General features: G+C 58.7%; 22 protein-coding genes and 2 pseudogenes. 5 read left to right on the top strand and 19 right to left on the bottom strand.

Going from position 1 to position 17,856, the window contains the following annotated elements:
• Positions 1–176: 176 nt before the first annotated feature.
• Both AC07V0_RS07955 and tsaA read left to right on the top strand, forming a co-directional pair.
• On the top strand, positions 177–947 hold the full coding sequence (locus AC07V0_RS07955; protein ID WP_086944780.1) for an SDR family oxidoreductase: 771 nt from the start codon (positions 177–179) through the stop codon (positions 945–947).
• A 185-nt stretch (positions 948–1,132) separates the two neighbouring features.
• Complete coding sequence (gene tsaA / locus AC07V0_RS07950; RefSeq protein ID WP_086944779.1) at positions 1,133–1,831, top strand: tRNA (N6-threonylcarbamoyladenosine(37)-N6)-methyltransferase TrmO; 699 nt, start codon at positions 1,133–1,135, stop codon at positions 1,829–1,831.
• A gap of 149 nt (positions 1,832–1,980) precedes the next feature.
• On the opposite strand, the gene fpr is transcribed toward tsaA, so the two are convergent.
• A complete protein-coding gene (gene fpr / locus AC07V0_RS07945) occupies positions 1,981–2,760 on the bottom strand; it encodes a ferredoxin-NADP reductase (protein WP_002554680.1) in 780 nt (259 codons plus the stop codon).
• Positions 2,761–2,882: 122 nt separating this feature from the next.
• Here fpr and AC07V0_RS07940 point away from each other — a divergent pair, with 122 nt between their 5' ends.
• Positions 2,883–3,809, top strand: a complete 927-nt coding sequence (locus AC07V0_RS07940; RefSeq protein ID WP_018926952.1) for a LysR family transcriptional regulator — start codon at positions 2,883–2,885, stop codon at positions 3,807–3,809.
• On the opposite strand, the gene AC07V0_RS07935 is transcribed toward AC07V0_RS07940, so the two are convergent.
• From AC07V0_RS07935 to AC07V0_RS07925, 3 genes are all read right to left on the bottom strand, one after another.
• Positions 3,806–4,168, bottom strand: coding sequence for a diacylglycerol kinase (locus AC07V0_RS07935; protein ID WP_018926953.1), 363 nt, complete (start codon positions 4,166–4,168; stop codon positions 3,806–3,808). The genes AC07V0_RS07940 and AC07V0_RS07935 overlap by 4 nt on opposite strands.
• A gap of 75 nt (positions 4,169–4,243) precedes the next feature.
• Complete coding sequence (erdR, locus tag AC07V0_RS07930) at positions 4,244–4,894, bottom strand: response regulator transcription factor ErdR (protein WP_018926954.1); 651 nt, start codon at positions 4,892–4,894, stop codon at positions 4,244–4,246.
• Between the two features lie 209 nt (positions 4,895–5,103).
• The gene (locus AC07V0_RS07925; protein ID WP_018926955.1) at positions 5,104–5,862 is read right to left on the bottom strand and encodes a tRNA-uridine aminocarboxypropyltransferase; all 759 of its coding nucleotides are present in this window, start codon (positions 5,860–5,862) and stop codon (positions 5,104–5,106) included.
• Between the two features lie 190 nt (positions 5,863–6,052).
• On the opposite strand from AC07V0_RS07925, the gene AC07V0_RS07920 reads away from it, so the two are divergent.
• Entirely contained in the window at positions 6,053–6,478 is a 426-nt protein-coding gene (locus tag AC07V0_RS07920) for a PA3611 family quorum-sensing-regulated virulence factor (RefSeq protein WP_018926956.1), read from the top strand.
• Here the strand turns inward: AC07V0_RS07920 and AC07V0_RS07915 are convergent, their stop codons facing one another.
• Entirely contained in the window at positions 6,479–6,673 is a 195-nt protein-coding gene (locus tag AC07V0_RS07915) for a hypothetical protein (RefSeq protein WP_018926957.1), read from the bottom strand. It abuts the gene before it with no gap.
• A gap of 491 nt (positions 6,674–7,164) precedes the next feature.
• Between AC07V0_RS07915 and AC07V0_RS07910 the strand changes: the two genes are divergently transcribed.
• A complete protein-coding gene (locus tag AC07V0_RS07910) occupies positions 7,165–8,283 on the top strand; it encodes an LOG family protein (protein WP_064619979.1) in 1,119 nt (372 codons plus the stop codon).
• A gap of 42 nt (positions 8,284–8,325) precedes the next feature.
• Here AC07V0_RS07910 and recX read toward each other — a convergent pair whose 3' ends face one another.
• The 14 genes and pseudogenes from recX to AC07V0_RS07840 all read right to left on the bottom strand — a co-directional run bounded on the left by recX (position 8,326) and on the right by AC07V0_RS07840 (position 17,831).
• Positions 8,326–8,793: a recombination regulator RecX gene (recX, locus tag AC07V0_RS07905; RefSeq protein WP_026286484.1), complete on the bottom strand. Its 468-nt coding sequence runs from the start codon at positions 8,791–8,793 to the stop codon at positions 8,326–8,328.
• An 8-nt stretch (positions 8,794–8,801) separates the two neighbouring features.
• Positions 8,802–9,854 (bottom strand): recombinase RecA, encoded by a 1,053-nt coding sequence (gene recA, locus AC07V0_RS07900; protein WP_007940559.1) that lies wholly within the window; start codon positions 9,852–9,854, stop codon positions 8,802–8,804.
• 83 nt (positions 9,855–9,937) lie between these two features.
• Entirely contained in the window at positions 9,938–10,438 is a 501-nt protein-coding gene (locus AC07V0_RS07895; RefSeq protein WP_019647843.1) for a CinA family protein, read from the bottom strand.
• 80 nt (positions 10,439–10,518) lie between these two features.
• Positions 10,519–11,037 carry a lysis system i-spanin subunit Rz gene (locus tag AC07V0_RS07890; RefSeq protein WP_086944778.1) on the bottom strand — a complete coding sequence of 173 codons (519 nt, stop codon included), beginning with the start codon at positions 11,035–11,037 and terminating at the stop codon, positions 10,519–10,521.
• Entirely contained in the window at positions 11,019–11,582 is a 564-nt protein-coding gene (locus AC07V0_RS07885; protein WP_086944777.1) for a glycoside hydrolase family 19 protein, read from the bottom strand. Before AC07V0_RS07885 ends, AC07V0_RS07890 begins: the two co-directional genes overlap by 19 nt.
• A gap of 145 nt (positions 11,583–11,727) precedes the next feature.
• Positions 11,728–11,895: a gp53-like domain-containing protein gene (locus AC07V0_RS07880; protein ID WP_425439655.1), complete on the bottom strand. Its 168-nt coding sequence runs from the start codon at positions 11,893–11,895 to the stop codon at positions 11,728–11,730.
• Between the two features lie 390 nt (positions 11,896–12,285).
• The gene (locus tag AC07V0_RS07875) at positions 12,286–12,891 is read right to left on the bottom strand and encodes a tail fiber assembly protein (protein WP_225602968.1); all 606 of its coding nucleotides are present in this window, start codon (positions 12,889–12,891) and stop codon (positions 12,286–12,288) included.
• A 252-nt stretch (positions 12,892–13,143) separates the two neighbouring features.
• Positions 13,144–13,230: pseudogene (locus AC07V0_RS07870) on the bottom strand (phage holin family protein); the annotation flags it as partial.
• Positions 13,231–13,250: 20 nt separating this feature from the next.
• A pseudogene (locus AC07V0_RS07865) lies at positions 13,251–13,493 on the bottom strand (cell wall hydrolase); the annotation flags it as partial.
• Positions 13,494–13,553: 60 nt separating this feature from the next.
• On the bottom strand, positions 13,554–13,970 hold the full coding sequence (locus AC07V0_RS07860) for a tail fiber assembly protein (protein WP_086944775.1): 417 nt from the start codon (positions 13,968–13,970) through the stop codon (positions 13,554–13,556).
• Between the two features lie 87 nt (positions 13,971–14,057).
• The gene (locus tag AC07V0_RS07855; protein WP_086944774.1) at positions 14,058–15,074 is read right to left on the bottom strand and encodes a contractile injection system protein, VgrG/Pvc8 family; all 1,017 of its coding nucleotides are present in this window, start codon (positions 15,072–15,074) and stop codon (positions 14,058–14,060) included.
• A gap of 9 nt (positions 15,075–15,083) precedes the next feature.
• On the bottom strand, positions 15,084–15,296 hold the full coding sequence (locus AC07V0_RS07850; protein ID WP_086944773.1) for a tail protein X: 213 nt from the start codon (positions 15,294–15,296) through the stop codon (positions 15,084–15,086).
• Positions 15,289–15,672: a phage tail protein gene (locus AC07V0_RS07845; protein WP_086944772.1), complete on the bottom strand. Its 384-nt coding sequence runs from the start codon at positions 15,670–15,672 to the stop codon at positions 15,289–15,291. Before AC07V0_RS07845 ends, AC07V0_RS07850 begins: the two co-directional genes overlap by 8 nt.
• Positions 15,672–17,831 carry a phage tail tape measure protein gene (locus tag AC07V0_RS07840; RefSeq protein WP_086944771.1) on the bottom strand — a complete coding sequence of 720 codons (2,160 nt, stop codon included), beginning with the start codon at positions 17,829–17,831 and terminating at the stop codon, positions 15,672–15,674. The genes AC07V0_RS07845 and AC07V0_RS07840 overlap by 1 nt, the downstream gene beginning before the upstream one ends.
• Positions 17,832–17,856: the final 25 nt, after the last annotated feature.

Genomic DNA, 17,856 nt, shown 5'->3' with positions numbered 1-17,856 from the left:
TCCCCCCCCCCCCCCCCCCCCCCCCCCCCCCCCCCCCCCCCCCCCCCCCCCCCCCGGCTCCTACAAGCGCGGTCGCAGACCAATCTGTATAGATGTTCATTCCGCGCAAAAATAGTGGCTCCGCTTCCGGCGGCTGAAGACTAGGGTGTATTGACCCTCAGCTCTCAGGACTCGCCATGCATCCCTACTTCTCTCTGCAAGGCCGCACCGCTCTGGTGACCGGCGGCACCCGCGGTATCGGCAAAATGATCGCCAAGGCTTATGTCGAGGCCGGCGCCATCGTGTACGTGTGCGCCCGGGATGCCGAAGCCTGTCAGCAAACTGCCGATGAGCTGAGTGCCTTCGGGATTTGCCACGCCGTGGCCACCAACCTGGCGCATGAAGAAGGCGTTCAGCAACTGGCCGCGCAATTGAGCGAACAGATCGGTCAGCTGGATATTCTGGTGAACAATGCCGGTACCACCTGGGGTGCGCCGCTGGAGAGTTACCCGGTCAAGGGCTGGGAAAAAGTCATGCAGCTCAACGTCACCTCGGTGTTCAACTGCATCCAGCAATTTCTACCGCTGCTGCGCAAGGCCGGTTCGGCGGCGAATCCGGCACGGATCATCAACATTGGCTCGGTGGCCGGGATTTCTTCCTTCGGCGAACAGGCGTATGCCTACGGCCCGAGCAAAGCCGCCCTGCATCAACTGTCGCGGATTCTGGCGCGAGAGTTGGTGAGCCAGCACATCAACGTCAACGTAATCGCACCGGGACGTTTCCCGAGCAAGATGACTCAGCACATCGGCAACGATGAGCAGGCGCTGGCCGAGGACACGGCGTTGATTCCGATGAAGCGCTGGGGCCGGGAGGAAGAAATGGCGGCGCTGGCGATTAGCCTGGCGAGTACGGCCGGGGCGTATATGACCGGGAATGTCATTCCTTTGGATGGCGGGTTTAGTCTCTAGATCGGCGGCGCGGCTATCGCGGGCAAGCCACGCTCCCACAGGTTTTATGCCGTACACAACATTTGCGTTCACTCGAGAACCTTGTGGGAGCGTGGCTTGCCCGCGATGACGGAGTAATAGGCAGCACCGATCTCGAGGCCGCTCGGGTTATCATGCCGCCCTAATCCCGGCCTCGACCCCAGACCATGACCTACAGCGTTTCCCCCATCGGCTTCGTGCGCTCCTGCTTCAAGGAGAAGTTCGCCATTCCGCGTCAACCGCAACTGGCCCCGGCCGCTCGGGGCGTACTGGAGCTGGTGGCGCCGTTTGATCAGGGTGATGCGGTGCAGGGGCTGGAGCAGGTCAGCCATGTGTGGCTGCTGTTCCTGTTCCATCAAGCGCTGGAAGAAAAGCCACGCCTCAAAGTCCGCCCTCCGCGTCTGGGCGGTAACAAATCCATGGGCGTGTTCGCCACCCGCGCGACGCATCGTCCTAACGGCATCGGCCAGTCGGTGGTCAAACTGGACAAGGTCGAAGCCAATCGACTGTGGATCTCCGGCATCGACTTGCTGGACGGCACGCCAGTTCTCGACATCAAACCTTACGTGCCCTACGCCGACATCATCGACACGGCGTCCAACGACATCGCCAGCGCCCCGCCGCTGCTGATTCCCGTGCAGTGGACGGACTCGGCCCTGCAACAGGCCCACGGCCACGCTCAGCGGCTTGGCGAACCTCTGGTCGAGTTGATCGAGCAATGCCTGACACAAGACCCACGCCCGGCGTACCAGATTCCTACGCCTGAGCGCGAATACGGCGCGCAGTTCTGGGATCTGGATGTGCGCTGGCATTATCCTGAGACGGGCGTGATCCGCGTCCTGGAAGTCATTCCCGCAAAAGCCTGAACCCCGGAAACGAAAAAGCCCGCATGACCTTCTCAGGTCATGCGGGCTTTTCTGTGCACTACGCCATTGAATGTAGGAGCCGGCTTGCTGGCGATAGCGCTTTGAAGTTTGCCATCGCCAGCAAGCCGGCTCCTACAAGTGACCTTCGGTCACTTCTCGACGAACGCACGCTCGATCAGGTAATCACCCGGCTCGCGCATCCGCGGCGAAACAGTCAGGCCGAAGCTGTTCAACACTTCGCTGGTCTCGTCGAGCATGCTCGGGCTGCCGCACAGCATGGCGCGGTCGTCCTGCGGGTTGATCGGCGGCAGGCCGATGTCGCTGAACAGCTTGCCGCTGCGCATCAGGTCGGTCAGGCGGCCTTCGTTTTCGAACGGCTCGCGGGTCACGGTCGGGTAGTAGATCAACTTGTCACGCAGGGCCTCACCGAAGAACTCGTTCTGCGGCAGGTGCTCGGTGATGAATTCGCGGTAAGCGACTTCGTTGACGTAACGCACGCCGTGGCACAGGATCACCTTTTCGAAACGCTCGTAGGTTTCGGGGTCCTGGATGACGCTCATGAACGGCGCCAGACCGGTACCGGTGCTGAGCAGGTACAAATGCTTGCCAGGCTTCAAGTCATCCAGCACCAGGGTGCCGGTAGGCTTCTTGCTGATGATGATCTCGTCGCCTTCCTTCAGATGCTGCAACTGGGAAGTCAGCGGGCCATCAGGCACTTTGATGCTGAAGAACTCGAGATGCTCTTCCCAGTTCGGGCTGGCAATCGAGTAAGCGCGCATGAGCGGCCGGCCGTTGGGCTGTTGCAGGCCGATCATCACGAACTGACCGTTCTCGAAGCGCAGGCCCGGATCGCGGGTGCACTTGAAGCTGAACAGAGTGTCGTTCCAGTGATGAACACTGAGGACACGCTCGTGGTTCATGTTGCTCATGTACGTGGGACTCCTGGAGATTTTGCCTGCGCCAATGATGTGCACAATTGCATCGCATTCTAATGGCAGCGACAATATCTGTTAAATGGATTATTAAGATAAGGGTTATCGGTTATATCGATATGCGATTTACTCTCCGTCAACTTCAAGTATTCGTCGCCGTCGCCCAGCAGGAAAGCGTATCCCGTGCCGCGGGCCTGCTCAACCTCTCGCAATCGGCGGCGAGCACCTCGATCACCGAGCTGGAGCGCCAGTGCAGCTGTCAGCTGTTCGATCGCGCCGGCAAACGGCTGAGCCTCAACGCCCTCGGCAAACAGCTATTGCCGCAAGCGGTGGCCCTGCTCGATCAGGCCAAGGAAATCGAAGACTTGCTCAACGGCAAGTCCGGTTTCGGCTCCCTGGCGGTCGGCGCGACCCTGACCATCGGCAATTACCTGGCCACCCTGCTGATCGGCAGCTTCATGCAGCGCCATCCGGAAAGCCAGGTGAAGCTGCATGTGCAGAACACCGCCAACATCGTGCAACAGGTGGCTCACTATGAAATTGATCTGGGTCTAATCGAAGGCGACTGCAGCCATCCGGACATCGAAGTGCAGAGCTGGGTCGAAGATGAACTGGTGGTGTTCTGCGCGCCCCAGCATCCGCTGGCTCAGCGCGGTATTGCCACCATGGAGGAGCTGAGTCATGAGGCGTGGATTCTCCGAGAACAAGGCTCGGGCACGCGGCTGACCTTTGACCAGGCCATGCGTCACCACCGCAGCGCGCTGAACATTCGCCTGGAACTGGAACACACCGAAGCGATCAAGCGCGCGGTGGAATCGGGTTTGGGGATTGGCTGCATTTCGCGCCTGGCGCTGCGCGATGCGTTCCGCCGTGGCAGCCTGGTGCCGGTAGAAACACCGGATCTGGACCTGGCGCGGCAGTTCTATTTCATCTGGCACAAACAGAAATATCAGACCTCGGCGATGCGCGAGTTCCTCGAACTGTGCCGCGCCTTCACCGCCGGGGTTCAGCGCAGCGACGAGATCGTTCTGCCTGCCATCGCTTAAAGCAGGATCACCGCCCACACCAGCGCGATCATGCTCAACGCTACGAGTTGAGCGGCGCTGCCCATGTCCTTGGCGTTCTTGGACAGTGGGTGCCGCTCCAGGGAAATGCGGTCGATGGCCGCTTCGACCGCCGAGTTGAGCAATTCGACGATCAGCGCCAACAGGCAGACTGCAATCAGCAGCGCCTGCTCGACACGGCTGACATTCAGGAAGAACGACAGCGGAATCAGGATGGCATTGAGCAACACCAGTTGCCGGAAGGCCGCCTCGCCAGTGAAGGCCGCGCGCAGGCCGTCAAAGGAATAGCCGGAGGCGTTGAGGATGCGTTTTAGGCCGGTCTGGCCTTTGAAAGGTGACATAGAGTAAGCAACTGACCAAAAAGGAGTGGGAAAGCTAGATTAAGCAAAGTCAAAAAAGCGTGAATACATAACACCTTAGTGGCTCGAAATTGACTCAAGTTGTTGCAAGAGCAGCGCCGCCTGAGTCCGGGTCCGTACATTCAGCTTACGGAAAATCGCGGTGACGTGGGCCTTGATCGTCGCTTCGGAAACGCTCAATTCGTAAGCAATCTGCTTGTTCAGCAAACCTTCACAGACCATGGTCAACACCCGGAACTGCTGGGGCGTCAGGCTGGCCAGGCCTTCACTGGCAGCCTTGGCTTCGTCGGAAACGCTGACGGCTTCGAAGGCCTGGGGCGGCCAGAAAACATCACCATCGAGCACCGCGCGTACGGCTTTTTGAATGACACTCAAGTCACTGGACTTGGGAATGAAACCGCTGGCGCCGAATTCACGGGACTTCACCATGATCGACGCTTCTTCCTGCGCCGACACCATCACCACTGGAATCTGCGGGTACTGACCGCGCAACAGCACCAGCCCGGAAAAACCGTAGGCCCCTGGCATGTTCAGGTCCAGCAACACCAGGTCCCAATCGGCCTTTTCGGTCAGACGACTTTCCAGCTCGGCAATGCTCGCCACTTCCACCAGCCGGACATCCGGGCCCAGGCCCAGGGTCAATGCTTGATGCAAGGCACTACGAAAAAGAGGGTGGTCATCGGCAATCAGGATTTCGTATGTGGCCATTTTTCAAATGATCCTGTTTTTCAAACAACTCCAGGTGCAGCCACGCAGATGCACCAACAGGGCACGTTCAACGCCAATCACATGGCTATTCACGTAAAAATACGGCGTATCAAACGATGGCCGCGCCCCAATCGGCGCCAAGCATGCCCAGCGAAACCGGGGTGGTCAAGATACATAACCGGTACAGTTCTTTGCAGTATGGGCGACAATCAGAACATGGCGGGGACGTCGTTATGAACAAACCGCATCAGCTCGGCGTGGGCCGGTGTGGCGAGGTTCATGTCCAGCTGTTTTTTCGCATCCAGATAATGCTGACTGAACACGTCAAAATAAGCGTCCAGCGCTGACGCAGCCTCGGTATCACCGGCCAGATCGAGACACAGTGCAGCCACTTCAGCGGTGCATAAATGTTCACTACGGGTGGAGCGGCGCAGTCGATAACGTGACAGTTTTTCGGGCAGCAGGCTCAAGATCGGCAAGCGATCAAAATACGGGCTCTTGCGAAAGATCTTCCGGGCTTCGGTCCAGGTGGCGTCCAGCAGAATGAACAGCGGGCGCTTGGTGCTATCGACCGCGACACTGTGGGTAACTCGCTCGGGTTCGACGTATTCGCCCGGAAACACCAGGTACGGTTGCCATTGCGGATCGGCCAACAGCGCCAGCAGTTGCTCATCAGTCTCGGTACGCGACCAGATGAATGCATGATTGTCGCGCACCACATCAGCGATCAGCCAACCGGTGTTACTTGGCTTGAATACTTCTTTGTTGGTCATGATCAGGCACACGCCCGAGCGGGCCTCGACCGACGGGCGCCAGGCACACAGGCAATGACTTTCAATCACGCGGCAATCACGGCATCGCGGCGCTCTCCAGCCACGGGCCTGAATCGGCTTGATGCCCTCCTCCTCTCGCTGATCGCGCAAGCGGGCGACGGCGTTTGCGGCAAAGCGCGGGGTGACAGGGTTCATCGCAGGCAGCACCGTAGTGGATGGAAAATCGACACGAAAAACACTCGCAAGGGCAAAAAAGTCGCGGCAGTTTATCAGAGCAGCCGGTGCAAGCCTGTACCGCTCAGACCTCCTCCCCTATAATTCGCCGCCACTGAACGCACAGTCATGTGCCTGGTCGAACCACCAGTCACTGAACCAGGAGAGTTTCATGCTGCGCCTTATCGTTCCCACCGCTGCCATTTTGCTGGCGTCGTCCTTTAGCGCTCAGGCTGCATCCTTGAGTGAGCAGAATCTCAACAGAGAGCTGCGAAACGTCGCCGTACAAAGCAGCGTTGGCACTCCACGGGCGATCAACGAAGACATTCTTGATCAGGGCTACACTGCCGAAGGAAAAGTGCTGATCAACCACTTGAGCGTGCAAAGCAGCCACGCCGAAAAAATGCGCGCCGATCCCAAAGCGGTGTACTTCCAGCTTGGCGCCTCCGTATGCAGAAACCCAGGGTTCCGCAAGCTGATGGCCAAGGGCGCGATCATGCGTTACGACTTCACCGAGGTGAAGACCAACCGTCCGGTCGGCTCCGCCAGCTTCCAGGACTCGGACTGCCCGAAAGAGACTCCCGCGAAGAAGAAATAATTACCTGGCATTGGCGCGCCGCTGTTCATCCTCGGCGCGCAGCTCTGCCAACAGCGCCTGCAAGTAACGCGAACGTCGCTCCCCACCCTCCAGACGTCGACAGCACTCTTCTTCGAGACTCAAATGATGGGTCTCGGCCGATGCTTTCAGCAATCGATACAGTTGCGCATCGATCTCCAGAGTCACTCTGGGCATGGTTTCCCGCCTCCCTGCATGCATTGATCGCCGTTGATCACGCGATAAATCCCTGAATTGCTTGAACGTCGCGTCCTGCCGTTGACGCAAAGTTGTCGTGTCACGCCTGTAACTTAGTAAATCAGAGCGCGAGACATGCGGCTTGCGTTCAGACGAGCGGTGAAAGCACCTTGTAAATCGTCAATAAGCGGTTGCCAGGAAAGACTTTGCGGCGCAATGATCAAGCCAGCGAAAATCGTTGCGAGGGTCTAAATTCAAAGTGTTCATGTTGTTTTTTTAAGGGCAGAAAAGGGGCTGCCCATTACGGTGTCTTATTGTGCGAACGTTTCTTTCATTCAAGGGATAAGCAGAGCCCGTATGGATGGCTCGATTGCAACCGAGTCAAGTAGAGCGCCCAGGCATGGGCTTGGGCAGACAGCGACACAAGGGGTGTCGCGGCGCCGACAATTGTTTTGTCGGGGCCGAGGGTTCTGTGCAGAAGGAGAAGTTGAATGCCTTACCAACCGAATGACCTACTGAGCCGTCATTTTCAAGAAAGCGGCCACGACCTCACCAGCAAGGTCGAAGAACAACTCAACCTGGTTTCACCCAACAGCCCCAACATCCCGATTTACCGCGACATGATCCTGACCGTGCTACGCATGGCCCAGGAAGATCACAACCGCTGGAATGCCAAGATCACCCTGCAAACCCTGCGTGAACTCGAGCATGCTTTTCGTGTGCTGGAGCAGTTCAAGGGTCGACGTAAAGTCACCGTTTTCGGCTCGGCCCGCACGCCGATAGAACACCCGCTTTATGGCCTGGCCCGAGAACTGGGAGCCGCTCTGGCGCGCTCGGACATGATGGTCATCACCGGCGCCGGCGGCGGCATCATGGCGGCAGCCCATGAAGGTGCCGGCCTGGAACACAGCCTGGGATTCAATATCACCCTGCCCTTCGAGCAGCATGCCAACCCCACGGTCAATGGCACCGCCAACTTGCTGCCCTTCCACTTTTTCTTTACCCGCAAGCTGTTCTTCGTCAAGGAAGCCGACGCGCTGGTCCTGTGCCCAGGGGGATTTGGCACGCTGGATGAAGCGCTGGAAGTACTGACCCTGATCCAGACCGGTAAAAGCCCGCTGGTGCCTGTCGTGCTACTGGATGCGCCGGGCGGCAAGTTCTGGCAAGGCGCGCTGGACTTCATTCACCATCAACTGGAGGAAAATCGCTACATCCTGCCGACCGACATGAAGCTGCTGAGCCTGGTCTATAGCGCCGAAGAGGCCGTCGAGCAGATCAACCAGTTCTACAGCAATTTCCACTCCAGCCGCTGGCTCAAGCATCAGTTCGTGATTCGCATGAACCACACACTCAGCGACCGGGCGCTTGAACACATGCAGGAGGCATTCGCCGACCTGTGCCTGAGCGATCATTTCCATCAGCATGCCTACAGTGGCGAGGAGCACGACGAAGCGCAGTTCAGCCATCTGGCGCGCTTGTCCTTCACCTTCAACGCTCGTGATCATGGCCGTCTGCGGGAATTGGTGGATTACATCAACCTGCCGGAAAACTGGACCCAGTCCAAACCCCAGGCGCAACAACGCATACGGCAACCGTCCAAGGTAACGTGATGCAAAAAAACGGCCCGCTATCGAAATAGCGAGCCGTTTCAGTCAATCGTCCATCCCTCGGCCGCTGAACAAGCGGCTGATCATTTCCATGGAGTATCCCCGATAACTCAGGAACCTGCCCTGTTTGGCACGCTCCCGAGCGTCTATCGGTAAATGCCCGGAAAATTTGCGCCGCCAGGTGTCTTCCAGTTGTTCCTGCCAATCGATACCACTCTCGCGCAAGGCGAGCTCAATGTCGGTACGTTGCAGGCCGCGCTGGCTCAGCTCTTCGCGAATTCGCAAAGGGCCATAACCGGAACGGGCACGATAGGAAACGAAGCTTTCGAGGTAGCGGGATTCGGACAACAGCCCCTCTTCCGTCAAGCGGTCAAGTGCTGTGTCGATCATTTCAGGGGGGGCGCCGCGCTGACGCAGTTTACGCGTCAGCTCGACTCGACCGTGCTCGCGTCGCGCGAGCAGGTCCATTGCGGTTCGCCGAACCGCGACGAGTGTATCGAGTACGGCGGTCATCGGATCGATCAGATATCAGCGTCAGCCAGGTCGTCTTCGGTCTCTCTGACGGCCGAAGCCTTGACGTCCGGTGCCGGGGTCAGCAGCTTGTCGCGCAGCTGCTTCTCGAGAGTCGCGGCGATTTCCGGATTGTCTGCCAGGAACTTGGCCGAGTTGGCCTTGCCCTGACCGATCTTGGTGCCGTTGTAGGCATACCAGGCACCGGACTTCTCGACGAAACCGTGCAGCACACCCAGGTCGATCATCTCACCGTTGAGGTAGATGCCCTTGCCGTAAAGAATCTGGAACTCGGCCTGACGGAACGGCGAAGCCACCTTGTTCTTCACGACTTTGACGCGGGTTTCACTACCGACGACTTCATCACCTTCTTTCACCGCGCCAGTACGACGGATGTCCAGACGAACCGATGCGTAGAACTTCAGCGCGTTACCACCGGTGGTGGTTTCCGGGCTGCCGAACATCACGCCGATTTTCATGCGGATCTGGTTGATGAAGATCACCAGGCAGTTGGCGTTCTTGATGTTACCGGTGATTTTACGCAGCGCCTGGGACATCAGACGGGCTTGCAGGCCCACGTGCATGTCGCCCATTTCGCCTTCGATTTCAGCCTTTGGCACCAGAGCGGCCACGGAGTCGACGATGATCACGTCAACGGCGTTGGAACGCACCAGCATGTCGGTGATTTCCAGGGCCTGCTCGCCGGTGTCCGGCTGGGAAACCAGCAGGTCGTCGACGTTGACGCCCAGTTTGCCGGCGTACTCAGGGTCGAGAGCGTGTTCGGCGTCGACGAATGCGCAGGTCGCGCCGGCTTTTTGAGCCTGGGCGATCACCGACAATGTCAGGGTGGTTTTACCGGAGGATTCAGGACCGTAGATTTCAACGATACGGCCTTTTGGCAGGCCGCCAATGCCGAGCGCGATGTCCAGACCCAGAGAGCCAGTGGAAATGGCCGGGATCGCCTGACGGTCCTGATCGCCCATACGCATTACGGCACCCTTGCCGAATTGACGTTCGATCTGACCCAGGGCCGCAGCCAAGGCTTTCTTCTTGTTGTCGTCCATTAAAGTCCTCACGTAATCAATAAGGCCTGACGGCCAACACCTGTATAAGTAGCCAGTATTATTCCACAGCGTTTCAGGATCGCCTACCCCTGATTTGAGATTTCTCCAGCGGTATGCCGCAGCAGCCCCTCTAGCGCGGCCTTCACCGTTTGTCGGCGGACCTCGTCGCGGTTACCGGCAAAGTGCTGGACCTCGCTGAACACCTGCTCACCGACGCCCCAGGCCAGCCACACCGTGCCCACGGGCTTGTTCGGCGAACCGCCATCCGGCCCCGCCACACCGCTGACCGCCACGGCAAAACGCGCCCGGCTTTTTTCCTGTGCACCCCGGACCATGGCCTCGACCACCTCGCGACTGACCGCCCCGACGGTTGAAAACAACTCGGCCGGAACATTCAATTGCTGGGTTTTCTGACGGTTTGAGTAGGTAACATAACCGGCCTCGAACCACGCCGAGCTCCCCGGAATGCGGGTGATCGCCTCGCTGATCCCACCGCCGGTGCAGGACTCGGCGGCAGTGACGTGGGCATTGAGAAGCTGCAAGCGTCTGCCGAGTAGATCGGCCAGATGAGTGATCTCTTTCACGGCTCTCTCCTGATCGAGCGGAATGAGGCCTACCGTACACGAGCGAATCGCACTTGCAAGGTTCAGGATCGATCAAAATGTTAGTGAGCCAGAGCCCTGACATAGGCCTGACAGGCCTGCAAGGCAATCAATCCGCTGTCACCGGCGTCGGTGATGGCGATAATTCGTTGAGCATGCGCCGGGTCAAGTCGGGCTCTCGCGGCGCCATGATCCACGCCGCCGGTGCCGGAGGCAGCTGGCACTGCACAGGTTGAGGCAGCGTCATGGGCATCGAGGAGGACTGACAGGCGCACATCAGCAGTGGCAAGACGATCGCGCAGGCGACCTTGATCACGTTCGGCATCGCTAAGCGCTCGATAATGGGTTTGTTCACTGGCTGACAGTCGCTGCTTCAGGGCCAGACGCCTGTTTTGTTCGGCCTGTTGCTCGGTGGCGGTCGCCAGAGTCAGTTGATTAAGGCTCTCGGCGTGCACCCTGGCCTGTTCCGCCAGTTGCCGGCCGTAGCGCCAATCCTGAAACTGCCAGGCCAGCGCCGCCGAACAACCGGCCAGCACCAGCAGACCGATCAATCGCCAGCCGTTCAGACCGAAGACTGGCATAGCACCGCCCTCGCCCGCGCCCAGATTTCCAGGCGATCCTGCAACCCGTTCAGCCCGCCGTTGATACGGCGAGTGATGCTGTTGAACTGGTCGCGATCGGCCAATTCATTCAGGCCGTTTTGTTCCCAAAACCATGCCGCTGACTCGGCTGCCCACTGAGGCTGCTCCAGCAATTCAGGTAACGCCAACAAACGTTCATCGCCAAACAGGCCGATGCTGCATTGACAGTAGTTGTTACGCCCGGTGATCTGAATCAAGCCTCGGCCACGGTACTTTTGACCGTCGCCGTCGGGTTCCGGAGTGTTGCCCAAACGGGCGGCCAGGGTGCCAGTGTCGTATTTGCTCAGGTATTGAGTGCTCCCCAGTTCACGCACGTACTGCAGCTGCCCCGATTCGTGACCGACTTGCGCGAGGAAGGCAGCGATGCGTTTCGGGGTGTTGATGTTGCGGTGGGACATGGCGGTGTTGAGGGCGGAAATGAAAACGCCCGCTTGGGAGCGGGCGTTGGGCATAACGATCTGTAGTTGTTGCTGCGTAACTGTCATATAGCCCTAGGCCCTGACGCGTGTCTGGTTCGTGTCAAAGATATCCAGCCAGCCAAAGTGGCGTACTGGGTCGTTGCTCGCTGACAGGAAAGAACGACCCTTGCGGCCAATCCCGCCTGTACCTGATCGAAAAAATTCCGGGCTTTCAGCCGGCAGCCCTGTTTGGTACCGGTCCCCCGACCAGGATGACCATCGCACCATCGCCGCCCACATGGGTGGCCACGAGCGAAGAAAAAGCCGTCGGAAACGAGATCGGGAAGGTGATGTAGACATCGCCATTGGCATCCGTGGTGCCGACGCCCCATTGTTCAATGCTTCCACTGGGATACTTCTGGTAACCGACGTTGCCATAGACGCCGGAGAAGGACGAAGCGTACTTGTCTCGAACTGTGGCGCGGTCACAAACAGCTTGTTACTGCGCAACGCCGTCAGCAGTTGATCGTTACTCGCCTCTGACGGTTTGATACCGGCAGCCTCGATGACTTTCAACAACTCCAGAGTGACACCGTTGCCGCAGCTGGCAGGGATCAAAGAACCCGGAGTCCCCGTGATCGGGTTTCCATCGACAAACTTGACGTCCACCAAACTGGCGCTGGGGACACTATTGGGATAGTCCACGGTATGTCCTTCCGTTGGTATTTTGCAGGCAGCCGTGTGCTGATAACACACGACTGCACTTCCAGTTATCAATAAGTTTCAGGGTTTATACGGTTACGCCACTGACAGGTGAAGCCGGCCAGTCAATGATCATCGGGAAGTCCGGTTGCTGTTCAATGTCCATCAACTTGAGCGCATAGCGTTTCCACTCTTGCAGAGTGGCCAGTTGAACACTGGTGGCCTCACCTAGTTCATAAGCGTATTGCAGCGGCGCGACGCGAATAACAATCTGAAACAGACGACTGTCTCGCTGGGCGTTGGCTTGAGCGGTTTTGCCTGTTAGTTCGGCAGCCAAGTCCAGCACCCAGTCATCATTCAACCAAAAATAATATTCGCCGGGACGAGGCTTGAGGGTCAGATAGTCAGGCAACGGGCCCAACTCGAACCAGATTTCAACGCCACCTGTGTCTTTGCGATACGCCTCGCGGTTGCGCAAATCGATCAGTTGCGACGCGGCACCGTTACGCCAAACCCAGACATAGCCAGTTTCGGCGGCCGGTAATGCTTCCGGCAACTCTATGGCATTGCCTGGCAGGACAACGCCCACACCGGGGATCACCGGCAACTCCACCGGACCGACGAGTTCCTTCGTTGTTTCAGAAACATAGTAATAAACCATAAACACCTCTATTGAAAAATCTTGAGCATCCATTAAAAACGCAGACGAGCGTTAATTTCAGATGAATTTTATTCCGCCTGGGTAGGCGACATTTCGTGAACGCGCTTCTATACCTCCGGTAACTACGGTAACTTGGGTAACTTCGGTAAAACCAAGACAGCTCGGAACTTGATTGAATAGAGCATCGGGAGCGACTGATCCGGCACCTGAGGGAACACCCAACATGTCGCCTTTTAGTTCATGCCTGTGTGACTTCAATATATCAACTTGCCAACTACCAGCCATTCGAGCCGGCACTTCGCAAACGCCAATCCGTTTAGCCGCCCAGCGTTCATAAAAGCCAATGGCAACGTCTGCCCCGGCCATCGCCTGCGCGCGCTTGTACTCGCCCGCGGAATCGGCTTGGCCCCGGTGAGGTAGGGCGCGTTCGGGTCGTTGGCGTTCCAGCAGCTGAACTGCCAAGGCTTCTGGCACACGCCGGCGTAGCCTTCGCCCCACCAGGACTTGGCCTTACCGTCGTCCACCCGGTTGCGGATGGTCCAGGCGCAGGCCTGCAGGCCGGCCAGGCTCTCGCCGCGGGCCTCGCCCTACAAGGTGCGGGCGAGAATATCGCGGTCTTTTTCGGTTGCAGTCATCAGTAATCTCCAGGCGAAAAAAAGCCCGCACTTGGCGGGTATCGGAATCGCAGAGGGCGGTTATGGAGAGGCCGGCCACTCAATGGTGTCCGGGTAACCGGGTTGCTGGTCGATCTTGTTCAAAGCCAGCTTATACGCGGCAAAGGTCTTGAAGGTCGCCGTATCAGCCGCATCCAGCAAGCCGGCAATATAGGCATCAACCATGACTGCTGTAGCTTCACCGGCCGCAGACAGAAGCGCATCACGCCGAGCCATGGCCTTCGCCTTCAAATCGGCATCCGTCGGCACGGGCGGAACTGGCGCCGCGAAGCTCCAGATGCCATCCGCTTCGACGGCAGTCCATCCTTCGGCGGGTGACGTGGAGACACTGCTAACGTCAACCCAAATCATGTCCGAATGGAACATATCGGTAATGTCACCATCCGTATCCAGTAGATACTGAACCACACCTTCGTCAATGTTTGCATAAGTTCTCATTATGCGTACTCCCAAATGATTACGACACCAGGGGCGCCGAACGCAGGCTTCGCCAGCTGCTACGGGTCGGGGTGATTTCGGACTGTGCTATGCCTTGGCGTCCAGGCAGGTCGCGTCAATCTTGCAGCGATAGCTTTTTTCCCGGTCGCCGGTGGCGGTGACCTTGTCGATCGACCAACGCCCGCGCATGAAATCCGGCCAGGTGGGGTCCAGCAGCACGACCCCTTCAGCGGACAACCCCGGATTGCCAGGGCATTCGATCGTCACCTTGAGTGCTTCGCGCATCATCCGGCGGGTCTCGCCTTCGGCGGCGGCCCGGGCATCGTCTGCGCTCTGAAAACGCTGGCGGAGGGTCTTGAACGGTGCGATGCCACTCTCCTCGACACGCACTTTGCCGGCCGCCGCGTCCCACCAACTGGTCTTGCAGCCCTGGTATTTCGCCCGGGCGGTTTCATCCAGAACGGCGGAGATAAAGGCGTGATCCCCTGGGCGATTGTTGCTCGTCACCGACAGCTTTATGGTCGGCAGAACTTTGCCCGATAACGATTTCGCCTGACCGCGCCGTGCCAGCACATACAGCTCGTTGACCGGTTTGGCGACGGCGTCATGCAGGTAGGCCAATCGCGTCAGAAAACCCATGTCGGTTTCGTTGGACTGGTCGATGTGCGCGATTTTTATCAGTGACAGGTCCGGGGCCACACGAGGGGAAAACCCGTGCCTGGACGTCAACTGACGAAACAGCGCACCCAAGGTCGTCGGACCATGGCTGACCGATCGGCGCTGTTTGAACCCGGTCTGATCCGCCGCACTGAACGGCGCCGCCGTGGCCACCAGCGTCAGACGCAGAGGGAACAGCGTCGGCGTGCGTCGGGTAATGACGAACTCGCCTTTATCCACCAGCCCCGACTCCAGATAACCGACCCGCAGACCGATTTTCCCGCCCAGGCTGGGCAACCCTTCAAGCCCATCCAGACTGATCACGAGCGTCAGTTGATCGGACTCGATCCCCGCTGCGTCGATGTGCGTCCAACTGAGCAATCGTTCGTTGAGCAGCGCAGCGTTTGCGCCGTAAATTTCTACCGCAGGCGTGAAACCCAGTGACATGCTGCCTCCTTAATCCCAGGCCGAAACCGGTGTGGGTGCGACGGGTTTCGAATCCACTTCCGGCAGCACAACCCACACACCCGCCGGCAATATCGACCCCCATTCGGCAAGCTCCGGATTAAGACGCCAAAGCACTTCCTCGGTGGCATCGTCACAACGCTCAAGCTCGCGGTACAGCAACAGATTCACCGAATCACCGGCGATACTTCGAACCCTACGCATTGGCGAACTCCGTCAACTCGATAATCCAATCGACCACCATCGCGGTGCCGTCATCAAGGATGTTGTTTTGGGTTTCCGACACCTTGTTGATCTGCCACAGGCCCCAGTTGCGGCCGATGCCGTCAACCAAGGGCAAAGGGATGCGCAGCGCCTGCAAGGCACGCAACTCATCGAGCCGATCCATGGCGGTCGCGTACATCGACTTGCCTGTTATCGTCAGCCCTTGCAGGCCTTGGCCGACCTGACTGGATTTGGGTTTGCTGGTGAGGATGTCGATGCTTTTCCAGCCGCCGTCCGAGGTGTGCAGCAGGGTGTGGTAAGCGAAGTTTCTGGACAGGCCGAAAATGAAACTGCCGAGTGCCATTTGCTGACGCATCACGTACCTCCGTCAGTCAGGGCCGCATCACTTCGCATGGCGAGTGAGTTGGGCATGGTCATGAGTCCGAATTGGCCCGTGATCTGTTGCACAACCAGGTTCGCCAATTGACTGGCGCTAGCCTGATCCTGGCCATTGATATAGATGTTCGCGTTAACCGTGTTCTGCTGATTACTCGTCTGGGCGTTGGTCAGGTCTTTGCTGACCTGATCTGGAGCGGCGAGCTTGTCGGCGGGTGTAGCGAGTTTCTCACCCAGCCATTCCCCTCCCCAACTGCCCGCCATTCCCCCCAACAAACCACCGATTACGCCACCGACCGCCGTGCCCAGAACAGGCACCACACTGCCAATCATGGCGCCGGCAGCAGCACCGGCATAAGTGCCGGCGAGCCCACCACCGGCTGAGCCCAGCGCCCCGCCGACCGCTTTGGTATCACCCGCCTGCAAGCCTTTGACGGCATCGTAACCAGCACTGAGCAGCATCAGCGGCGCGACCCGTCTGGTGACTGCCGAGCCCATTCTGGCGGCACCCAGCAAGCGACTCCCGGTCGACATACGTGGCAGTTTGGTAGCGCTTTTTGGGATGGGCTTGATCGCTGCTTTTCCAGGAGCTGCGCTTTTTCCGGCCCTTGCGCCTCGGGATTGCTTTTTGCCCTTACCACCGCGTGCCTTGGCATCGGCTGTCAGATCCCCCGTTTCGGGAATCGGTCGCGCACCTGCCAGAACCAGAAGTTTTGTCGCCGCGGCGGTGATGGCCGAGGCCATCGCAACCTTGATTTCAGCACCACGCGCCAACGCAATGGCTCCCGCGAGCACCAGTAATCCTGCAGTAGCTTTCGGTTGTGCTTCAGCAACCCCGCTCAAGCCATCGGCCAATGCACCGAGCGACACCATCAAACCATCAGTCAACGGCGCCAGGGCATTGCCGCCCGCCGCAAACATCCGGTTCTTACTCGCATCCAGCGCATTCCAGCGCCCTTGCGAGGTTTCACCCAGCGCCTCGGCGGATTTCGCTACGGAGCCGTTGAATTTCGGCAACGTCCCGTCGGATGTCCGCTCGGACACCAGTAAAAACGCCTTTTGAACGTCTTCCGGTTTTTTCAGCAGTTCAAGAATCGCCGCGTTATCACCGAACAATGTCTTGGTCAGTGACTGCTGTTCTTCTGCTGGTTTTTTCTTCAGCGCTTCAAGCACCAGGTTGATCGTTCCCGGTGCGTCCTTGCGCAGGCCATCAGCCAACATCCCGGGATTGAATTTGCCGTCCAGATCAGACCAGGCCTTGCGCTGTTCCGGTGAAGCCGCGCCCCCCTTGGCCAAAACCGTGGTGAAGCCTTTCAAAGCCTCACCGGCACCGGACTTGTCCGCGCCGCTGTTCAAGAACGCCGCCGCGAGCGCCGCCATCTGTTCCGGCGTCATTCCCGCGGCGATGCCCGCCTCGCCACTGCGTTGCACGACAGAACCGATGTCTGCCGCTTTGACATTCAGACCGCTGTTGCCGAGATGGTTGGTTGCATCCGCCAGACTCAGGCTTTGTCCGCGATCCAGCTTCATTGAGGTGCGCCAGCCCAACAGCATCTCGCTGGCGGCCTTGACGTCGAGATTGAACGCCGACGCCGTCACCGCGCTATCTCGGGTGAAGTTCAGCAGTTCGTCCTGCTTTTTAGCCGGGTCGAGCCCGTCCCCGATACCTGCCTTCGCCGCCGCCAACTCGACCTGGGCCAGTTGAACCGCCGTTGCTCCGCTCGGAGCAACCTGCTTGTCAGTGGCCATTTTCAGATTGGCCTGCGACAGTTTCTGCAACTGGACGTTGTCCAGTTTCAGCACCTGGTTGAGCTCAACCATCGCCAACTCGGTCGCCATCGCCGACTTGAGCAAATCCGGTGGCGTGCGCTGATCAACCTCAGCCTTTAACTTGGACTTTGGCTCACTGCTTGCCGCAGGCACCGAAGCAGTCGCCTTGAGCAGCGACTGCTGCGACGACAGAGCAATGTTCAGCAACGCCAGTGCTTCGCGAAGTTTTACCTGTTCCGACACCAGCAGACGGATGTCGAGGCTGGCCGTGGTCAGGGCCAGGTTCAGGCCCGACGTTTCAGAGGCGCTGCCCAGTTGCGGCAATTCGATGCTTGCCGCACCGGACAGCGAATACTTACTGCCTGCCATCCTGCTCTACTCCTGTTTCACGCCA

Source organism: Pseudomonas sp. GW821-FHT01E10 (assembly GCF_059422365.1).
Note: the sequence above shows the minus strand (reverse complement) of the source record. Positions and strands in the feature narration are given on the sequence as shown.